General features: G+C 55.0%; 19 protein-coding genes. 11 read left to right on the plus strand and 8 right to left on the minus strand.

Annotated elements, in window-relative coordinates; genetic code table 11:
• Window positions 1–56: 56 nt before the first annotated feature.
• The gene (gene dkgA / locus GY169_RS03770; protein ID WP_163448484.1) at window positions 57–884 is read right to left on the minus strand and encodes a 2,5-didehydrogluconate reductase DkgA; all 828 of its coding nucleotides are present in this window, start codon (window positions 882–884) and stop codon (window positions 57–59) included.
• A 204-nt stretch (window positions 885–1,088) separates the two neighbouring features.
• Entirely contained in the window at window positions 1,089–2,252 is a 1,164-nt protein-coding gene (yqhD, locus tag GY169_RS03775; RefSeq protein ID WP_167575010.1) for an alcohol dehydrogenase, read from the minus strand.
• A gap of 197 nt (window positions 2,253–2,449) precedes the next feature.
• On the opposite strand from yqhD, the gene GY169_RS03780 reads away from it, so the two are divergent.
• Window positions 2,450–3,340, plus strand: a complete 891-nt coding sequence (locus GY169_RS03780; RefSeq protein WP_163448486.1) for an AraC family transcriptional regulator — start codon at window positions 2,450–2,452, stop codon at window positions 3,338–3,340.
• A gap of 102 nt (window positions 3,341–3,442) precedes the next feature.
• Here the strand turns inward: GY169_RS03780 and yghB are convergent, their stop codons facing one another.
• Together yghB and metC are read right to left on the minus strand one after the other, a co-directional pair.
• Window positions 3,443–4,102: a DedA family general envelope maintenance protein YghB gene (gene yghB / locus GY169_RS03785; RefSeq protein WP_163448488.1), complete on the minus strand. Its 660-nt coding sequence runs from the start codon at window positions 4,100–4,102 to the stop codon at window positions 3,443–3,445.
• Between the two features lie 244 nt (window positions 4,103–4,346).
• Entirely contained in the window at window positions 4,347–5,534 is a 1,188-nt protein-coding gene (gene metC, locus GY169_RS03790) for a cystathionine beta-lyase (RefSeq protein WP_167575011.1), read from the minus strand.
• Window positions 5,535–5,785: 251 nt separating this feature from the next.
• Here metC and exbB point away from each other — a divergent pair, with 251 nt between their 5' ends.
• From exbB to GY169_RS03815, 5 genes are all read left to right on the plus strand, one after another.
• Window positions 5,786–6,517, plus strand: coding sequence for a tol-pal system-associated acyl-CoA thioesterase (gene exbB / locus GY169_RS03795; RefSeq protein WP_163448492.1), 732 nt, complete (start codon window positions 5,786–5,788; stop codon window positions 6,515–6,517).
• A 6-nt stretch (window positions 6,518–6,523) separates the two neighbouring features.
• Window positions 6,524–6,949, plus strand: a complete 426-nt coding sequence (gene exbD / locus GY169_RS03800; protein ID WP_064542400.1) for a TonB system transport protein ExbD — start codon at window positions 6,524–6,526, stop codon at window positions 6,947–6,949.
• Between the two features lie 227 nt (window positions 6,950–7,176).
• Window positions 7,177–8,628 (plus strand): methyl-accepting chemotaxis protein, encoded by a 1,452-nt coding sequence (locus GY169_RS03805; RefSeq protein WP_167575012.1) that lies wholly within the window; start codon window positions 7,177–7,179, stop codon window positions 8,626–8,628.
• Between the two features lie 154 nt (window positions 8,629–8,782).
• A complete protein-coding gene (locus GY169_RS03810) occupies window positions 8,783–10,201 on the plus strand; it encodes a glycoside-pentoside-hexuronide (GPH):cation symporter (protein WP_167575013.1) in 1,419 nt (472 codons plus the stop codon).
• Window positions 10,202–10,211: 10 nt separating this feature from the next.
• Window positions 10,212–11,744 carry a glycoside hydrolase 43 family protein gene (locus GY169_RS03815; RefSeq protein ID WP_167575014.1) on the plus strand — a complete coding sequence of 511 codons (1,533 nt, stop codon included), beginning with the start codon at window positions 10,212–10,214 and terminating at the stop codon, window positions 11,742–11,744.
• On the opposite strand, the gene GY169_RS03820 is transcribed toward GY169_RS03815, so the two are convergent.
• Together GY169_RS03820 and GY169_RS03825 are read right to left on the minus strand one after the other, a co-directional pair.
• The gene (locus tag GY169_RS03820) at window positions 11,717–12,160 is read right to left on the minus strand and encodes a cytoplasmic protein (RefSeq protein ID WP_191091018.1); all 444 of its coding nucleotides are present in this window, start codon (window positions 12,158–12,160) and stop codon (window positions 11,717–11,719) included. The genes GY169_RS03815 and GY169_RS03820 overlap by 28 nt on opposite strands.
• A 2-nt stretch (window positions 12,161–12,162) precedes the next feature.
• Entirely contained in the window at window positions 12,163–12,558 is a 396-nt protein-coding gene (locus GY169_RS03825) for a hypothetical protein (protein ID WP_167575015.1), read from the minus strand.
• A gap of 103 nt (window positions 12,559–12,661) precedes the next feature.
• On the opposite strand from GY169_RS03825, the gene GY169_RS03830 reads away from it, so the two are divergent.
• Window positions 12,662–13,171: an ESA_00282 family adhesion-associated protein gene (locus GY169_RS03830; protein WP_167575016.1), complete on the plus strand. Its 510-nt coding sequence runs from the start codon at window positions 12,662–12,664 to the stop codon at window positions 13,169–13,171.
• A 70-nt stretch (window positions 13,172–13,241) separates the two neighbouring features.
• Entirely contained in the window at window positions 13,242–13,736 is a 495-nt protein-coding gene (locus GY169_RS03835) for a TIGR00645 family protein (RefSeq protein WP_064542423.1), read from the plus strand.
• Between the two features lie 64 nt (window positions 13,737–13,800).
• Here the strand turns inward: GY169_RS03835 and GY169_RS03840 are convergent, their stop codons facing one another.
• Window positions 13,801–14,841, minus strand: a complete 1,041-nt coding sequence (locus tag GY169_RS03840; protein ID WP_167575017.1) for an aldo/keto reductase — start codon at window positions 14,839–14,841, stop codon at window positions 13,801–13,803.
• Window positions 14,842–15,031: 190 nt separating this feature from the next.
• On the opposite strand from GY169_RS03840, the gene GY169_RS03845 reads away from it, so the two are divergent.
• On the plus strand, window positions 15,032–15,322 hold the full coding sequence (locus GY169_RS03845) for a DUF2623 family protein (RefSeq protein ID WP_163448695.1): 291 nt from the start codon (window positions 15,032–15,034) through the stop codon (window positions 15,320–15,322).
• Between the two features lie 33 nt (window positions 15,323–15,355).
• Here GY169_RS03845 and yghU read toward each other — a convergent pair whose 3' ends face one another.
• Window positions 15,356–16,222 carry a glutathione-dependent disulfide-bond oxidoreductase gene (gene yghU / locus GY169_RS03850; RefSeq protein WP_167575018.1) on the minus strand — a complete coding sequence of 289 codons (867 nt, stop codon included), beginning with the start codon at window positions 16,220–16,222 and terminating at the stop codon, window positions 15,356–15,358.
• Window positions 16,223–16,442: 220 nt separating this feature from the next.
• On the opposite strand from yghU, the gene gss reads away from it, so the two are divergent.
• Both gss and GY169_RS03860 read left to right on the plus strand, forming a co-directional pair.
• Window positions 16,443–18,308 carry a bifunctional glutathionylspermidine amidase/synthase gene (gene gss, locus GY169_RS03855; RefSeq protein ID WP_167575019.1) on the plus strand — a complete coding sequence of 622 codons (1,866 nt, stop codon included), beginning with the start codon at window positions 16,443–16,445 and terminating at the stop codon, window positions 18,306–18,308.
• A gap of 127 nt (window positions 18,309–18,435) precedes the next feature.
• Window positions 18,436–19,617, plus strand: a complete 1,182-nt coding sequence (locus GY169_RS03860; protein ID WP_167575020.1) for a PLP-dependent aminotransferase family protein — start codon at window positions 18,436–18,438, stop codon at window positions 19,615–19,617.
• Window positions 19,618–19,893: the final 276 nt, after the last annotated feature.

Below are 19,893 nucleotides of genomic sequence, written 5' to 3' on the forward strand. Positions count from 1 at the left end.
TCCCGGCAGTGAGATGATGCCTTAAAAAAAGCCCGGCGATTGCCGGGCTTTTGCGTTTAACCGCCGAACTGGTCCGGATCCGGGCCTAACCGTTTGCCTTTATCCAGGGTTGCGATGTCGCCTAGTTCGTCTTTATCCAGGCGGAAATCCCAGACGTCGAAGTTCTCGGCGATGCGTGATGGCGTGACCGATTTCGGAATGACCACCAGACCACTGTCGAGGTGCCAGCGAATGACAATCTGCGCCGGGCTTTTGCCGTATTTGTCGGCAAGATGACGGATGACTTTCTGATCGAAAACGCCTTCGCCACCCTGTGCCAGCGGGCTCCAGGATTCGGTCTGAATCTTGTGGGTAGCGTTCCACGCGTTCAACTGACGTTGTTGCATTAGCGGATGGAGTTCAATCTGGTTAATCACCGGTGCGACGCCGGTCTCATCAATCAGCCGTTGCAGATGTGGAACCTGGAAGTTACACACGCCGATGCTCTTCACCAGCCCCTGTTTTTGCAGGTCAATCAGCGCTTTCCAGGCCTGGATATAGTGGTCAGATGCGGGGACCGGCCAGTGGATCAGATACAGATCGAGGTAGTCCAGCTGTAAATGTTCCAGGCTCTCCTGCAGCGCGTCGGCGGCGCGCAGATGGGAGTCATTCCACAGCTTGCTGGTGATGAACAGATCCTCACGCGCCACGCCCGCGCTGTGAATGGCTTTACCCACGCCCGACTCGTTCTTGTAGGCGGCGGCAGTATCAATAGAACGGTAGCCGACCTCAATCGCTTTGTGGATTGCGGTAACCACTTCTTCATTACTGGCCTGCCATACGCCGAGGCCCAGCTGCGGCATTACATTGCCATCGTGCAGTTTAATCACGGTTGGATGTGTCATGCATTTCTCCTTTTCATCAGCTTATCGGGGCATGCCCCGATAAGATTTGTATGATTAAGTCTGGTCGAAATATGCAAAAACGAAAGCTTGTTCGTCGCCTTTCAAGCAGCAGATGCGTTGTCTGAGTCTGCTCACCCCAGTCACTTACGGGTGTAAGCTTCTGGAGTGAGCTCGACATGCTTAGAGCAAAAAGTGAGGAAGGGCTTAACGGGCTGCTTCGTAAATACGGCGGCTCACTTCAAGGGTAATATCCTGATTTTCACCCAGTTTGGTCATACCGTGCTCTTCGAGTTTTTTCAGCAGCGCCGGAATGGAACTGCCGTCCAGACCGTAGTCGGACAGGCGAGTCGGCACGCCCATTTGTTCGAAGAAGCTGCGGGTTGCGGCGATAGCGGCGTCAATACGCGCATCGTCAGAATCTTCGGTAATGTTCCAGACGCGTTCAGCATATTGCAGCAGTTTGGCGCGCTTGGTTTCACGTTTTTCATTCCACAGCGCAGGCAGAACGATAGCCAGCGTTTGGGCGTGATCCAGCCCGTGCATGGCGGTCAGTTCGTGGCCCAGCATATGGGTTGCCCAATCCTGCGGTACGCCTGCGCCAATCAGGCCATTCAGCGCCTGAGTCGCCGCCCACATAATGTTGGCGCGCACGTCGTAGTTTTCTGGATCTTTCAGCGCTTTCGGGCCTTCTTCAACCAGCGTCAGCAGAATGCCTTCGGCGAAACGGTCCTGAATTTTGCCGTCAACCGGATAGGTGACGTACTGCTCAACGGTATGCACGAAAGCATCCACCACGCCGTTCGCGACCTGACGCGGCGGCAGAGTGTAGGTGTAAACCGGGTCAAGAATGGCAAACTGCGGCTGGACGTGCGAAGACATAAAGGCACGCTTGTCGCCGGTGGTTTTACGGGAGATGACCGCGCCTTTGTTCGACTCGGAGCCGGTTGCTGGCAGGGTCAGAACGGAACCCATCGGGATAGCGCTGTTAACGTTGCTGCCGTAGGTTTCGAGGATTTCCCACGGGTCGATGCTTGCATCATAGTGCGCTGCCGCGGCGATAAATTTGGTGCCGTCCAGAACGGAACCGCCGCCGACCGCCAGCAGGAAGGTCACTTTCTGTTCGCGGGCAATTTTCACCGCGTTCATCAGCGTTTCATAGGACGGGTTTGGCTCAATACCGCCAAATTCCAGCACGTCCAGTCCCTTCAGTGCGGTCAGTACCTGGTCCAGCACGCCGGTTTTTTTCACGCTACCGCCGCCGTAGGTGATCAGCACGCGAGCGTCAGCGGGGATCTGAGCGCGCAGATTTTCGATAGCGCCTTTACCGAACAGAATGCGGGTCGGGGTGTGAAGATCAAAATTAAACATTGCTCGTTCCCTTCTTGGTGGATGGAAAAACAAGGCGGCGAAGGTCGTCGCCGAATGACATCATTGTGGTCCTCGTTGCCGTACCTCTCAATGCACATTTCTGCGTTTGTCTTGCCCATTTCTCCATAAGGCTGGAGAATCACGTCAATCACGGCCACAATGAGAACGTGAAAAAAAGGTATCTGGAGCCTTCGTTGATGAACCGTGAAGCGATCTGTGCACTGCTGACAGAAAAAATTAAGCAGCTGAAAAATAACGAACAAAACCTGCGTACCCTGCTGCCTGACATTCAGCTGATCTACGGCAGTCAGCCCAGTGGACGCACGCCGGTTATGTACCGGCCGGGCATCGTGTTTCTCTTTTCCGGCTATAAAATTGGCTATATCAACGATCGTACCTTTCGCTACGACGCCAATGAATATCTGCTGCTCACCGTACCTTTACCCTTCGAATGTGAAACTTTTGCCACCGCTGAAGCGCCGTTGGCCGGGTTACGCCTCGATGTCGATATTTTCCAGCTCCAGGAATTGCTCATGGATATCGGTGAAGACCCGCTGTTCCGCCCGGCAATGGCGGAAAGCGGGATTAACTCGGCGACGTTGTCCGAAGAGATTCTTTGCGCAGCCGAGCGCCTGCTGGACGTGATGGAACGTCCGTTGGACGCCCGTATTCTCGGCAAGCAAATTATCCGCGAAATGCTCTACCACGTGCTCACCGGGCCGCGTGGCGGCGCGCTGATGGCGCTGGTGAGCCGCCAGACTCACTTCAGCCAGATTAGCCGCGTGCTTAAGCGGATTGAGAGCCAGTACACCGAAACGCTGAGCGTCGATCAGCTGGCCGCCGAGGCCAATATGAGCCTGTCGGCGTTTCACCATAATTTTAAGTCGGTAACCAGTACTTCGCCGCTGCAATATCTGAAAGCCTATCGGCTGCATAAAGCTCGGATGATGATGGCGCACGACGGCCTGAAGGCCAGCGCGGCGGCGATGCAGGTGGGCTACGAGAGCGCGTCGCAGTTCAGTCGAGAGTTTAAACGGTTTTTCGGCCTGACGCCGGGCGAGGATGCGGCAAGACTGCGCGGAATGTAACGGTTAGGCCTGATAAGCGTAGCGCCATCAGGCAACGCTGCTGCACATTGCCGGATGCGGCGTAAACGCCTTATCCGGCCTACAGATTGTACGGCGCCGCGATCAGGCGTCGCAGTATTTTTTCTTGATAACCACGATCACCGTGCCGAGCAGCCCGGCAACCAGCAGGAAGATCGGCAGCACCATCAGGAACGTCATCACCTGATCTTCATGACGCTTCACAAACGGAATCATGCTGATGGCATAGCCAAAGCCTGTGACCACGCCAACCCACAGCAGCGCGCTCAGCCAGTTAAACAACTGGAAGCGGCGGTTAGGCAGACCGGAAATTCCCGCCATCGTTGGCAGCAGTGTGCGCACGAACGCCAGGAAGCGACCCGCGAGCAGCGCCAGCAGACCGTGACGGTCAAACATGCAGGTCGCGCGCTGGTGGTATTTGTCCGGCAGTTGCGCCAGCCAACCTTTCACGACGTTAGTGTTGCCCAACCAGCGCCCCTGGATGTAACTCAACCAGCAGCCAAGGCTGGCGGCCGTCGTCAGAATGACGAGGGTAGGGACGTAGCCCATGACGCCCTTGGCAATAAGCGCTCCCGCCAATAGCAACAGGCTATCACCGGGTAAAAATGATGCGGGGAGCAGGCCGTTTTCCAGAAACAACGTGGCAAACATGACCAGATAAACGACTCCCACGACGTGCGGATTCGCCAGTGCAGCAAAATCGTGCTGCCAAAGCGCGGCGACAATATCTTGAATAACGACCATGGACATTCCTGTGGAACAGCGTTTTCGCCTATTGTACGCCCGAATTCTGAAGAACACCTTGATCCCGGACGCAACAAATGAAGCCGCATTGTTCAGTCTGGCTGACAACCGGGTACATAGGTTTACGCCTGGCGGTGATGTGAACTCGGGAACCGACTGTTCTCAACATCGGTGGCGCCTCCGCTGGACGCGCCAAAAATATTGCTAACCCACCCGGCACTGACCGTACCGGGCTCAGGCTATGTTACACGATGCGGGCGAATCCTGCCGCTAAATCCGCAATCAGATCGTCAACGTTTTCCAAACCAATGTGCAGGCGAATGAGCGTACCTTCAAAATCAATCACCCCGTCCGGACGAATGCTGGCCAGCTCTTCCGGCTGATTAGCCAGAATCAGCGATTCGAAGCCGCCCCAGGAATAGGCCATGCTGAACAGCGAGAAGTGGTCGAGGTAGTTTGCCAACTCTTCATTATTCAGGCGCTTGTTCAGTACGAAGGAGAACAGGCCGCTGCTGCCGGTGAAGTCGCGTTTCCAGAATTCATGTCCTTTGCTGCCCGGTAACGCCGGATGATTGACGCGCGCCACCTGCGGCTGTTGCGCCAGCCATTCGGCGACTTTCAGGCTGCTTTCATGGTGCTGACGCAGACGCACGCCGAGCGTGCGCAGGCCGCGGCTGGTCATATAGGCCGTGTCGGCGTCGAGCATCTGCCCCATCAAATAGGCATTCTCACGCAGTTGTGCCCAGCAGCGCTCGTTCGATACCGCCGTGCCGACCATGGCATCTGAGTGACCAATCAGATACTTGGTGCCCGCCTGAATCGAAATATCGATGCCAAAATCGAGCGCCTTAAACAGCACGCCTGCCGCCCAGGTGTTGTCGATCATGATGATGGCTTCAGGGGCGACGCTGCGAACGGCAGCGACGATCGCCGGGATGTCGTGAACTTCCATGGTGATGGAACCCGGAGATTCGAGGAACACGATTCTGGTGTTCGGCTGAATCAGGTTCGCAATCTCTGCGCCAATCATGGGGTCGAACCAACTGGTGGTGACGCCGAGCTTGCTGAGAATTTTGGTGCAAAAATCCTGGCTCGGTTCGTAGGCAGTGTTGGTCATAAGCACGTGGTCGCCCTGTTCAACGAAGGCCAGGATAGTATTCGCCACCGCCGCCGCGCCGCAGGGGAAGAGGGCGCAGCCGGCGCCGCCTTCAAGCTCACACATGGCTTCCTGTAGCGAGAAATGGGTGAGCGTGCCGCGACGGCCATAAAACAGCTCGCCATTAGCGCGGTTGTGGGTCGCATGCTTCTTGGCGGCGACCGTGTCAAAAACCAGCGACGAGGCGCGTTGAATCACGCTGTTCACCGATCCCTGGGTGTACTTTTTGCTGCGTCCGGCGTTAACCAGCGCGGTATCGAGGTGCTTGTCTGCCATGTTGGGTATACCTGTTTTTATACGTCTGGACGTCTAAACTATCACGATTGCCTCGGCGATGTAGCGTTCCTCGTGCATACAGCAGAAAATTTTGCCAAAAACCGTGCAGAAAACTTTTTTACTGCGTAAGCGCAAGGAAAGTAAGTGTGATTTGAGTCAATATGTAAATACTAATGAGAACTACTATCAATTCGGCGTTGTTTTGATATTATTGTGCTCAGATTTTGTGATTTACGTCCTGGAGATACACAGTGGGTAATAATTTGATGCAGGCGGATCTCTCCGTTTGGGGTATGTATCATCATGCCGACATCGTGGTTAAAGTGGTCATGATTGGCTTGATACTGGCATCCGTCGTCACCTGGGCAATTTTCTTCAGTAAAGGTGCAGAGCTCCTTTCTCACAAGCGCCGCCTCAAGCGCGAGCAGAAACTGTTAGCGGATGTGCGTTCCCTCAATCAGGCGCACGAAACGGCCGCCGCGTTTGACGCGCAGAGCCTGAGCAGCCAGTTAATCAATGAAGCGCAGAACGAGCTGGAGCTCTCTGCGGGTTCAGAAGATAACGAAGGGATTAAAGAACGTACTGGTTTTCGCCTGGAGCGTCGCGTGGCGGCGGTAGGCCGTCATATGGGACGCGGTAACGGTTTCCTGGCGACTATCGGCGCTATCTCTCCGTTCGTCGGCCTGTTCGGTACCGTGTGGGGCATCATGAACAGCTTTATCGGTATCGCCCAGACGCAAACCACGAATCTGGCCGTTGTGGCGCCAGGTATCGCAGAAGCGCTGCTGGCAACGGCTATTGGCCTGTTCGCCGCGATTCCGGCGGTGGTCATCTATAACGTCTTCGCGCGCCTCATCGGTGGTTTCAAAGCTAACCTGAGCGATGTGGCTGCGCAGGTTCTGCTGCTGCAGAGTCGCGATCTGGATCTGAGCGCCAGCGGCGTACATCCGGTTCGTACCGCCCAGAAATTACGAGTAGGTTAATGCCCTATGGCAATGCGTCTTAATGAAAATCTGGACGATACCGGCGAAATGCATGAAATCAACGTGACGCCGTTTATCGACGTCATGTTGGTTCTGTTGATTATCTTTATGGTCGCCGCGCCGCTGGCGACGGTTGATGTCAAAGTCAATCTGCCGGCCTCCTCCAGCCAGCCGCAGCCGCGCCCGGAAAAACCGGTCTACCTGTCGGTGAAAGCGGATAAATCGATGTTCCTCGGTAACGACCCCATTACCGATGACAGCATGGTGCCGGCGCTGGATGCGCTGACGGAAGGCAAGAAAGACACCACGATCTTCTTCCGCGCCGATAAAACGGTAGACTATGAAACGATGATGAAGGTCATGGATACCCTGCATCAGGCCGGCTATCTGAAGATTGGACTGGTTGGCGAAGAGACCGTCGCGAAAAAATAATCTCATCCCGGATGGCGCATTCAGCGCCATCCGTTATTCTTCTCTTAGTAATATTTATCTTAAGTCTAATTTCAGCGAGTCATATCCGAAATTATTTAAATAATATTTAGCAGTGCTTAAGTGTTGCTATATATTTTAAATATCAGAGTGGCTAGTCTTAAATAACCTTCCTACGCTTAATTCTGAACGCTAACAATAATATATATCTACAGCGGACGGAAAATATCATGGGCATAATAACTTTGCGACAAGCTGATAGCTCGCATCGCGACCTGATCTCGTTATCCTCGATTCGTCAAAGAGCAGACCGACTATTATTGGTGCTGGCCTGGGTGATGTGGGCCGTTTCGCTGGGCGTGGGCTGGATGAACGATAACCCCAGTCTGGCACTGCTGGTAGCGACGATTCTGGCCGGGCTTGCCACCGTGATGACGCTGCTTTTTGCGGGCAAACTCATCACACGCTTAGTTTATGCGTTTATTCTAATGGCCTATTCCGCACTGCTGATTCAGCTTGGCGGCGGCGAGACTGAATATCATTTCTCGGTATTTGTTTTGCTGTCAGCGCTGCTCGCCTGGCGCGACTGGCGGCCATTGATTATGGGCGCAGGGGTGATTGCCGTTCACCACCTGGTATTTAATTATTTACAGGAATTTGGGTTGTTTAATATCACCGTGTTTATGCACGCTGGTTTGCACATGGTGATTATGCACGCGGTGTATGTGGTGGCGCAGACGGTATTCCTGGTCTTCCTGGCGGTGCGGATGGAGCAGGACGCACGGTCGGCCAGCGAGGTCGCGAAGCTGGCGGCGGTCATTAACCGCGAGTCGGGCTACCTGACGCTGGAGCGTGACACCAAAACCAGCCGCTCACCTTTTGCGAAAACCTTTAGCCTGACGCTGGACGCCATGCGCAATACGCTTGAGCAGGTCAGCGGTAATGTGTCGCAACTGCTGGATGCTTCGCAGACGCTGCTGCAACGTAACACCGCGCTCTCCGAACGCACCGACAGCCAGGCGCGGTCGTTGGCGGTCACTGCCAGCGCCATGGAACAACTTGCCAGTGCGGCATCGTTAACCAGTGAGAAGGCCAGTGAAGCGCGCGAACTCGCCGGGCAGGCCAGCGCAGTGGCGCGGGAAGGGGGAGAGAATATCCGTTCAGCCATGGCGTCCATGTCGCACATCCGTGATGAGTCGCTGAAGATCGGCGGTATTCTTGAACTTATCGACGGCATTGCCTTCCAGACCAATATTCTGTCGCTCAATGCTTCCGTCGAAGCTGCGCGGGCCGGTGCTCATGGGAAAGGGTTTGCGGTGGTGGCAGCTGAAGTCCGTACCCTGGCGCTGCGCTGTGAAGGTGCGGCGCGGGACATTCGCCAGCTGGTGGCCGCTTCCGTCGAGAGCACCCATCAGGGCACAGAGCAGGTTGAAAGAGCGGGGAAAACCATGGCGGCAATCATCAATAACATCGACAGTCTACAGGCCTGTGTTGATGTGTTGTCATCGATGAGCGATCAGCAGCGCGCCAGCGTATTACAGATGAAAGGCAGTATTGCGCACATTGATGCCAGCGTGCAGGAGAACGTGCAACACGTGGCGCAAACTATACAGGTCGCGCATCAGCAACAGCAGCATACCGGTGAACTGAAGTCGGCTATTTCGGTGTTCCGGTTGGTGTAAGGTCACAAAAAATGAAAGGTGTATGACAAATAATCCAGTTATGTGACAACTTTCGCAGTTGCCAGAAAACATAATACCGGTACGAAAAATGACAATATAATTGCCCACCCCATCCTCCTACAGTGAAACCACTTCAATTCAGGAGGATATACGTGTGGCAAACGATACGAAGTTGTCTATTACCGAAAAGCTGGGATACGGCATGGGCGATGCCGCCTGCGGTATTGTCTACTCTTCGGTCACGATGTTTTTGACTTGGTTTTACACCGATATTTACGGTCTTTCCGCGGCGGCGGTAGGGGTGATGTTCCTGGTGACGCGCGTGCTGGATGCGATAACCGACCCGCTCACCGGTATCGTGGCCGACCGGGTAAAAACCCGCTGGGGCCACTTCCGACCATGGCTGATCTGGTTTGCGATTCCCTACGCCGTGCTGGCGGTGATGACCTTCACCACGCCCGATTTTGGCGCTTCCGGTAAGCTGGTTTATGCCTACCTGACATACACCTTGCTGATGTTGTGTTACACCTTTATCAATATTCCCTACTGTGCGTTGGGTGGTGTGATCACCCGCGATGAGAAAGATCGCCTGTCGGCACAATCTTATCGTTTTACGATCTCTTCCGTGGCCGGTTTGATGGTCTCCGTCGCCACACTGTTTCTGGTCGACTACCTGGGTAAAGAAGATAAGCAGTTCGGCTTCCAGGCCACCATGGGCATTATGGGGGCCATCGCCATTGTGATGTTGGCCTTCTGCTTCTTCTCCACCAAAGAGCGCGTGGCGCCCGCGGTGGAGCAGCAGGGCAGCATTCGCGAAGATCTGCGCTCGCTGCTGGCAAACGATCAGTGGCGCATTGTAGCGATCATTACCTTCTTCTCCAGCATGGCTGGGGTGATGCGCAGCGCGGCAACGCTGTATTACGCCACTTATTTGATGATGGGCGGCGTTGAGTCTGCGGCCGGGACGGCGATGAAGTCGGCATTTGTCTCGACTAGCGTGGTCGGTACCATTATCGGCAGCATCGCGGCGGGCTGGCTGGCGAAGCGTTACCGTGCGGTTTCGCTGTTTAAAAACATTAACCTGCTGCTGGTCGCAGTAGGTGTGGTGATGTTCTTCGTGCCGCCAACCTGGCTACCGGTCGTGTTCCCTTTGTACTTCCTTGTGGGATTCTTCCATCAGATGTATCAACCGTTTAAATGGAACATGATGGCGAACGCCGCCGACTATGGCGAGTGGAAGTTTGGCCGCCGTATTACTGGCCTGTCCTACTCCGGCAACCTGTTTGCGCTGAAAATGGGGATGGCGGTCGCTGGAGCGGTAGTCGGTTTCTCGCTGGGGCTGTTTGGCTATCAGGCAGGCGTCACCGAACAAACACCGATGGCGACGATGGGCATCGTTGGCCTGCTGACGCTGGGGCCATCGCTTTCGTATCTGGTGTTATGGTGGCTGTCGCGCTTCTATAAGCTGGATGACCGCGCCATGGCGACCATTCAACGCGACCTTTCCGCACGGCAACAGGCGGCGGTGCAAGCTGAGCCGCAAGCCGTCAGCGGCGTATTACATAAAGCCTGAGGAAACGACGATGACATCACATGATTATCATAACCCGATCCTCTGCGCCGACTATTCGGATCCCGATATTGTTCGCGTCGGCGGCGACTTCTTTATGGTTTCGTCGAGCTTCAACCATATGCCCGCGCTGCCGATCCTGCATTCGACCGATCTGGTGAACTGGCAGATCATCAACCATGTTTTTCAGTCGTTACCCCTGGCGGGTTACGACCAGTACCAGCCGGGAAAAGGCGTATGGGCGCCGTCGATTCGTTGGCACGACAATCACCTGTGGGTCTTTTTCAGCACTCCGGATGAAGGTATTTTCATGTGTCGGACCGACGATCCGTGGGGCGAATGGAGCCCGCCACACTGCGTTCAGCCCGCGAAAGGCTGGATCGACCCCTGCCCGTTCTGGGATGACAATGGTGACGCCTGGCTGGTCCACGCCTTTGCCCATAGTCGTAGCGGAATTAAACACCAGCTTCAACTGTTCGCCATGTCGCCGGACGGCACTTCGCTGCGCGGGGAAGGGCAGATTATTTATGATGGCAGCTGCGACCAGCCGACGCTCGAAGGGCCAAAAGTCTACAAGCGCGGCGGCTGGTACTACATTTTTGCCCCTGCAGGCAGCGTCGAAACCGGCTGGGAAACGGTGCTGCGCGCCCGCAGCATGAGCGGCCCCTGGGAGGCGAAAAACGTTCTGTTTCAGGGGAATACCCCGGTTAATGGTCCGCATCAGGGCGGCTGGGTTGAGCTGGATGACGGCGAATGCTGGTTTGTCCATTTCCAGGATGCGCATCTGTATGGACGCATCGTTCACCTCCAGCCAATGCGCTGGGAACAGGACGGTTGGCCGCGTATCGGCGAGCCGCTGGGGGATGACGGCGCCGGGCAACCGGTGATGCACTGGCCGCGTCCGGCGAGCTTAGCGCCGGCGGTGCCATCACAGCCGCAAACCAGCGATGATTTTGCCTCAGGCGTGCCGGGTCTACAGTGGCAGTGGCAGGCTAATCCGGATCCCCAGTGGCTGCTGCCGGGCGATGGCCAGTTGAATCTCCGCTGCTGCGAACTCCCTTGCGGTGAAGAGAAACAATATTTCTATTGGCTGCCCAACCTGCTGCTGCAGAAATTTCCGGCCTGGCAGTTTAGCGCCGAAACCACGCTGACGCTGAACGCTGAAGCTAACGGCGATGCGGGTGGTCTGGTTATTTACGGTGAACGTTATGCCGCGCTGCTGCTGGAAAAACGTGACGGGCAGCATCGACTGCTGTGGCTGACCGGCTGGATGAGCGATGCGGGCGTGGTACGCGAACGCCGCGAGGTCATTGCGACGCTGGATAGCGCCACCTGCGCAATGCAGGTCGAGGTCTCTCACGGCGGCATCTGTCGCTTTGCCTGGCGTAGCGGTGAGGTGAACTGGCAGCGGGTGACTCAGCCTTTCGCCGCAGGCAAAGGGAAGTGGGTTGGGGCAAAAGTGGGACTGGTAGCAGTGTCGTTAGAAAGCCAGGCGCAGCGCGGAAGCTGCTCGTTTGATCACTTTGCCATCGACATTATCGGCTGAGCCGGGCGTTTTTCGTCGTTCTTTTCAATTTTCAGGATGACGTTAGACGTGCGGTAATGACCATCGGCGAGGCCGCGGCTAATCTCAAGCGTTGCGGCCTCCCGATTCAGGACGTGCTGATAGCAGGATTCCGTATGCGCCAGAATTTTGTCGCGCAGATGGGGGTAACGCGCCATCACCTCACATAGCGCGGCGCCGAAGATCTCTTCTTTAATTTGATAACCATAGATTTCGCGGCGATGCTGCCACTTCATTTTCACCAGCGCTGCGGGAATGGGTTCGGAAAGGCCGGAAATGCGACGCCCCTCGGCGTTTTTTTCCTCGCGCAGCGTCTGCAAATTACGCTGAAGAATGGTCTCATCACTGAGTTGTGGGCTTAACGCTATATTAGTCGCGCTAACATCGACAAGTTTCATACTCACTTATCCGTTAGATTATAAAACATTGGCGCGGTTCTTTCCTGGGTCATTAAATTAAGCCAGATTTTATTACCGTCCTCATTTATCTCCTGAGTTTTTAACTCCATAATTTGACTTAACTCCAGCGCGGAGATCTCCCCCTGAACCACCAGGTTATTTAGCATAAGTGCAAAAGCTTCAATTTTAGCGATGCGATATAATCTGTCTTTAATATGACGATCGCGTTCCTCAACCAATGGGTTACGCGATTGACCGCCGCCAATCAATATCTCGTCCTGCCATGTGGCGAGCGAGGCTTTCTCCTGCTCAGCCTGCTGGCCTGGCGGCGTATCCTTGTTTTCCGCATCTATAGCGGCGATGCAGAAACGGGCTGGGATAAGGGTTTCAGCTATCATATAGGCGTCGTCTGTCGAATGGCTGGAGAATGTTTTTTATTATAGTGAGGTTCGTTGACATTAACATGACGCACTTTTAAAATCAAAAAAAGTGGAGAAAACCATGAGCGGTATTATTTATTTTGTGATGGTGTTGCTGTTACTTACCGTCATTATTTTATTTTTTATGTATGGTCAAAATAACGCACCGTCTGATACCAATAATGAAACCGTTCCCGCTCCGGCCCCCGCGCCGCTGAGCAAAGACGAAGGCGAAAATCATTTTGCCGGGCTCATGAGCCGGATTACCCCTTCCTGGTACTGGCGTATTAACCACGAGTATATCGATTTTGTTCAATCGACAATTAAGCGTATGTCGACAGAGCAGCTAAAAGAAAAAGCGGGCCTGTTTGAAGCGCAGGAACGTTGCCGGAATCTCAATGGCGCCGTCTATGAGTATTACGATGAGATTAAACGCCGCTGCCTGAAAGGCGAGCGGGTGACCGACGTCGACCCGGTGGTGCTCAGCCTGCAGCGGTGCTACGAGGAATTTGCTCAGGAGGCTTATCCCGAACTGGTGGCGTTGGTTTGGCCGGACTTCCAGCGACCCTTTATTCGTCCCCACGATGTGTAAGCCGAAGTGTTGATATGATGTTATGTGATTGCGATATACTAGGGCGAATTTGACTCGAAAACAGGACACTATGGAACGCTTTCTGGAAAATGCGATGTACGCATCGCGCTGGATCCTCGCCCCGGTTTATTTTGGCCTCTCGCTGGCGCTGCTGGCCTTAACCCTGAAGTTCTTTCAGGAGATCCTGCATGTGCTGCCGAATATCTTCAGCATGGCGGAAGCCGATTTAATCCTGACCCTGTTGTCGCTGGTGGATATGACGCTGGTCGGCGGCCTGCTGGTGATGGTGATGTTCTCCGGCTATGAAAACTTTGTCTCGCAGCTCGATATCAGTGAACACAAAGAGAAACTGAACTGGCTGGGCAAAATGGACGCCACCTCGCTGAAAAACAAAGTGGCGGCTTCGATTGTGGCTATCTCGTCTATTCACCTGTTACGGGTGTTTATGGATGCCAAAAACGTCCCGGATAACAAGCTGATGTGGTACGTGATTATTCACCTGACTTTTGTACTTTCAGCGTTTGTGATGGGTTACCTCGATAGCCTGACCCGCGCGAAAAAATAGCGATGTAGGCCGGACGGTGGTGCTACGCTTGTCTGGCCTACCCATTCACGTTTTCGGTACGGTCCTACTTATCCGACGACGCCTGCCACAGATTTAGCTGACCATCCGCCACATGCTTATCAATTTGCGCCAGCTCCTCGTGGGAGAAGTGCAGGTTTTCCAGCGCCTTCACGTTCTCTTCAATTTGCTCTGGTCGACTGGCGCCAATCAGCACCGACGTCACGCGGCTGTCTTTCAACAGCCAGCTCAAGGCCATTTGCGCCATTGATTGCCCGCGCTGTTGCGCCATATCGTTGAGTAAGCGCAGACTGCTCAGGTTGCTCTCACTCAGCATATTTTCCGTCAGACCGCGCGCCTTTTTGCCTTCCACCTGCATCCGCGAACCTTCCGGAATGCCGTTCAGGTATTTTCCCGTTAGCAGCCCTTGCGCCAGCGGGGTAAAGGCAATACAGCCCACACCGTTGCGCTCAAGCGTATCCAGCAGACCGCTCTTGTCGACCCAGCGGTTGAGCAGATTATAAGAAGGCTGATGAATCAGCAGCGGTATTTTCCACTCGCGCAGCAGCTCAACCATCGCCTGGGTACGTTCGGAAGAGTAGGACGAGATACCAACGTACAGCGCTTTTCCGCTTTGCACCGCATGAGCTAACGCGCTGGCGGTCTCTTCCATCGGAGTGCGTTCATCGACGCGGTGCGAATAAAAGATATCAACGTACTCCAGCCCCATACGCTGTAGGCTTTGGTCGAGACTGGCCAGCAGATATTTACGCGAGCCGCCGGAGCCGTATGGCCCTGGCCACATGTCATAACCCGCTTTGGTTGAGATGACGAGCTCATCGCGATAACCGGCAAAATCTTCCCGTAACAGGCGGCCAAAGTTCTCCTCGGCGCTGCCCGGCGGCGGGCCGTAGTTATTCGCCAGATCGAAGTGGGTAATGCCGCAGTCAAAGGCTTTGCGCAGCAGGGCGCGCTGGTCGTCTAGCGCGTGAATATGACCAAAACTGTGCCATAGGCCGAGGGACAGCGCAGGAAGCTGTAAACCGCTGCGGCCGCAGTAGCGATACTGCATCTGTTCATAACGGGCTGGGTTTGCTTGCCAGGCCATAACATCTCCTTCTCTTATTTTTGAAACGCTGTTTCCAGAATACTTGCTTTGCGTATGAATGCCCGTCGGCGCGATCACAGTGCCGGGAATTGGCTGAAGGCTTCCTCTTCAGGATTCGCGTTTAAATAGCGCTAGCCAGCGCTCAAATAATCGCTATATAATTTTATATATATCGATTGAGGGGACACAAATGGATAACCATTTTGGCAAAGGGCTGATGGCGGGGCTGCAGGCGTCTTATGCCGATAGCGCGCAAAAGGTGATTGGTTTTTGCGCCGACTATAAACGCGGATTTGTGCTGGGCTTTTCGCACCGAATGTTTGAGAGGACCGGCGACCGGCAGCTCAGCGCCTGGGAAGCGGGGATTCTGACGCGGCGCTACGGGCTGGATAAAGAAATGGTGATGGACTTCTTTAAAGAGCATGACTCCAGCACGACCGTTCGCTACTTTATGGCGGGATACCGGCTGGAAGGGCAATAAAACCGGGCGCCAGGCACCCGGTCAATCAAGCCATTACCGCTGACGCTTATCTTCCGTATTGGTGTCAAAATCGCTGGCGGCATGACGTTCGTGCAGCTGCTCATTCAACGGTCCATTGGTACGGTTGACAATACGGCCGCGCTTCACGCCCGGGCGGCTGGCGATATCCTGCGCCCAGCGCAGCACGTTCTTGTAGCTTCCCGCATCAAGGAATTCCGCCGCGCCGTAGACGTTGCCGAGCACAACGTTGCCATACCATGGCCAGATGGCGATATCGGCGATGGTGTACTCTTCCCCAGCCACGTAGCGCCCGCGCGCCAGCTGTTTGTCCAGCACGTCCAGTTGACGTTTGGCTTCCATGGTGAAGCGGTCAATCGCGTACTCAATCTTCACCGGCGCGTAGTTATAAAAGTGACCAAAACCGCCGCCGAGGAACGGGGCTGAGCCCTGCAACCAGAACAGCCAGTTCAGCGTTTCGGTGCGCCCGGCCGGATCTTTGGGCAGGAAATGGCCAAATTTTTCCGCCAGATAGAGCAGGATGTTGCCAGACTCAAACACGCGGGTTGGCGGCGTGGTGGAGTGATCGCTCAATGCCGGAATCTTCGAGTTTGGGTTCACTTCCACAAAGCCGCTGGAGAACTGATCGCCTTCGCCAATGCGAATAAGCCACGCGTCGTACTCCGCTTCCGTGACGCCTGCCGCCAGCAGTTCTTCGAGCATAATCGTGACTTTCTGGCCGTTTGGCGTGCCAAGGGAGTAAAGCTGGAGGGAATGCTGGCCCACCGGCAGCGCTTGTTCATGAGTGGCACCGGAAATCGGGCGGTTGATATTGGCAAATGCGCCGCCGTTGTTTTGCTTCCATTCCCAGACTTTGGGGGGCTGATAGGTGTTCTCTGACATAATCGCTCGCCTTATTTTGATGATGTGTTGAGGTAGTGAAGTTTAGCAGCTTCAGGCAAACACTCGGGCTGCCCACGCGCTGATGACGCCATTTTTCAGATGAATATTTTTCCCGATAAGGGGCCATCCTCGCATACACGGGTGTATGATTAATCCACTTTTGTTGGATTAATTTCAACGTGCGAGCGAGAAAATCGCACGCGATGTTTGAGGAAGGTTCATGAGCAAGGGAAGTACCAATAGTGACGCCCCATTTGGCACGTTGTTGGGGTATGCGCCGGGCGGCGTAGCGATTTACTCTTCAAATTACAGCAGCTTAAAACCAGGTGATATGCCTGACGACGCTTCGTTTCGTAGCTACATCGATAACGAATATATGGGCCACAAGTGGCAGTGCGTCGAGTTTGCCCGCCGCTTTCTGTTCATCAACTACGGATTTGTCTTCACCGATGTGAGTATGGCCTACGAGATCTTCTCTCTGCGCTATCTGCGTCAGGTGGTGAACGACGCCATTCTCCCGCTGCAGGCTTTTGCTAATGGTTCCCGTCGCGCGCCGCTCGTCGGCTCTTTGCTTATCTGGCAGAAGGGCGGAGAGTTTAATGAAACCGGCCACGTGGCGGTGATTACCCAACTGCTGGGCAACAAGGTGCGTATCGCCGAGCAGAACGTGCTGCACTCGGCGTTGCCGGCGGGCCAGCAGTGGACCCGCGAGCTTACGTTAGAGGTGAAAGACGGCCACTACACGCTGCATGATACCTTCGATGACACCACCATTCTTGGCTGGATGATCCAGACTGACGATGCGCGTTACAGCCTGCCGCAGCCGGCGATTGCCGGTGAAGCGCTGAAGCTGGGCGGAGCGCGTCTGGAGAATAACGGTCAGTTTGAGGGCAAATGGCTCGACGAAAAAGATTCACTCCAGCAGGCGTATATCGCCGCCAACGGTCATGTGATTAACGGCGATCCGTATCAGTATTTCACCATGACCGAGAGCGCAGAGCAGGAACTGATTAAAGCGACCAACGAGATGCACCTGATGTATCTCCACGCCACCGACAAAGTGATGCGTGATGACAACCTGCTGGCGCTGTTTGATATTCCTAAAATCCTCTGGCCGCGTCTGCGCCTTTCGTGGCAGCGTCGTCGCCACGATATGATCACCGGGCGCATGGATTTCTGCATGGACGAGCGCGGGCTGAAGGTCTACGAGTACAACGCTGACTCCGCCTCCTGCCACACCGAAGGGGGCCTGATTCTCGAACAGTGGCTGAAAACCGGCTATCGCGGCAACGGCCACAACCCGGCGGAAGACCTGCTGGGCGAGCTGGTGGGCGCGTGGAAACACAGCCAGGCAAGGCCGTTCGTGCACATCATGCAGGACAACGATCTGGAAGAAAATTACCACGCCCAGTTTATGCAGCGCGCCCTTGAGCAGGCGGGCTTCGAGAGCAAAATTCTCTACGGCCTCGACGAGCTGCGCTGGGATGCTGCCGGTCAGCTGATTGATGGCGACGGTCGTCTGGTGAACTGCGTGTGGAAAACCTGGGCGTGGGAAACGGCGATTGAGCAGGTGCGTGAGGTGGACGAAGACGAATACGCCGCCGTGCCGATTCGTACCGGTCACCCGGATAACGAAGTGCGCCTGATTGACGTGCTGCTGCGCCCGGAAGTGATGGTCTTCGAGCCGCTGTGGACGGTGATTCCCGGCAACAAAGCCATTCTCCCGGTGCTGTGGTCGCTGTTCCCGAACCATCCTTATCTGCTGGATACCGACTTTGAGGTGAGCGAGCATCTGGCCAAAACCGGCTATGCCATCAAGCCGATTTCCGGGCGTTGCGGCAGCAATATCGATCTGGTCAGCGGCCACGATCAGCTACTGGATCAAACCAGCGGTAAATTTAATGACCGGAAAAATATTTACCAGCAGCTTTGGTGCTTGCCAAACGTGGCGGGAAAATATATTCAGGTATGTACCTTTACCGTCGGCGGTAACTACGGCGGCACCTGCCTGCGCGGCGATGCTTCTCTGGTGATTAAAAAAGAGAGCGATATCGAACCGCTGGTGGTGATTAAAGATAAAAAATAGTAGGCCGGATAAGGCGGATCCGCCATCCGGCAATCTGTGTCGGGTTGCCTGATGGCGCTTCGCTAATCAGGCCTACGTAAAGAAAGTCTGCAGTAAACACAACAACAAGACAGAAAAGGAAAAGAATATGCACGATCGGCGACTCGCCGCGCGCGCGGGGGAACTCAAGCCCTCCGCCGTCCGCGAACTCCTCAAGCACAGTAAACTGCCCGGCGTGATTTCTCTCGGCGGCGGCATTCCGGCGCCGGAGCTTTTTGATACCGAAGGGCTGGAGCTGGCGGTGCAGAAGGTGATGAGCGAACGCTTTAACGATGCGTTCCAGTACGGGCTGACCGAAGGCTACCCGCCGCTGCGCCAGGCCGTGAGCGAACTGTGTCAGGCGCGCGGCGTGGCCTGTCAGGCAAGCCATGTTTATATCACCTCAGGCTCGCAGCAGTCGCTGGATATCGTTGCCCGCACGCTGCTCGATCCGGGCGATACCATTGTCGTTGAGCGCCCAACCTACCTCGCGGCGTTGCAGGTGTTTCAACTGGCGCAGGCCAACATCCTGAGCGTCGATACCGACGACAACGGCATGCTGGTAGAACAGCTCGCCGAGCTGCTGACCACCACGCGTGTAAAAGCCGTTTATCTGGTGCCAACCTTCGGTAATCCTGGCGGTAAAACGTTGAGCGACGATCGTCGCCGCCGTCTGGTGGAGCTGGCGAAGCAGCATGACGTGGTGATTATTGAAGACGATCCTTACGGTGAAATCAGCTTTACCGATGAAGTGCAGCGTCCGCTGTATCAGCATGCGGTGGAATTAGGCTGTGAAGATCAGGTGGTCTATACCTCGACCTTCTCCAAAATTCTGGCGCCGGGCATGCGTATTGGCTGGATCGTGATGCCGGACTGGCTGGCGCAACAGACGGTGATCGTCAAGCAGGCCGCCGATCTGCACACCAATATGCTGTCGCAGGTGATTACCGCTGAATACCTGAGCCTGGGCCGTCTGGAAAACCAGATTGCGCTCATCCGCGAAGACTACCGTAAGAAGTGCGAGGCGCTGGCCGACGCGCTGGAAAGCCGTCTGGGCGAGCATCTTGAGTTCAGCCGTCCGAAAGGGGGGATGTTCCTGTGGGCGCGTTTCCGTTATCCGTTCGATACCATGAAGTGGCTGGAGAAAACGCTGGAAAATGGCGTGGTGTACGTGCCGGGTGAAGCGTTCTATAACGACAATCCGGATACCCGCACGCTGCGTTTATCCTACTCGACGGTGTCGCTGGAAGGTCTGCAAACCGCCGTTGAGCGTCTGGCGAAGTCGCTGTAATGCTTTTTCGTTCCGCGCCGCCTTCTGGCGCGGAACGTCATCCACGGATTTATTCCGTTTCCGCAATTCTGTCGTCAAGCCAGATCAGCATCAGCGATGCTAAAAAGGCGACGGTGACGGTGCCAATAAATAACCACATCAGAACTACCTCAGCCTATTGTTCTTATTATTCTGCTGTTCACTACCGCTTTCGCTTGATTCATAGCTGACATCGCAGGGTCCGATTAAAAGACAAAGGTGAAAAATAAGAGGTTGTTCGTATCAGATCAACCCTAT

This window comes from Kluyvera genomosp. 3 (genome assembly GCF_011765685.1).
In the GTDB taxonomy this organism is placed as follows: domain Bacteria; phylum Pseudomonadota; class Gammaproteobacteria; order Enterobacterales; family Enterobacteriaceae; genus Kluyvera; species Kluyvera georgiana_A.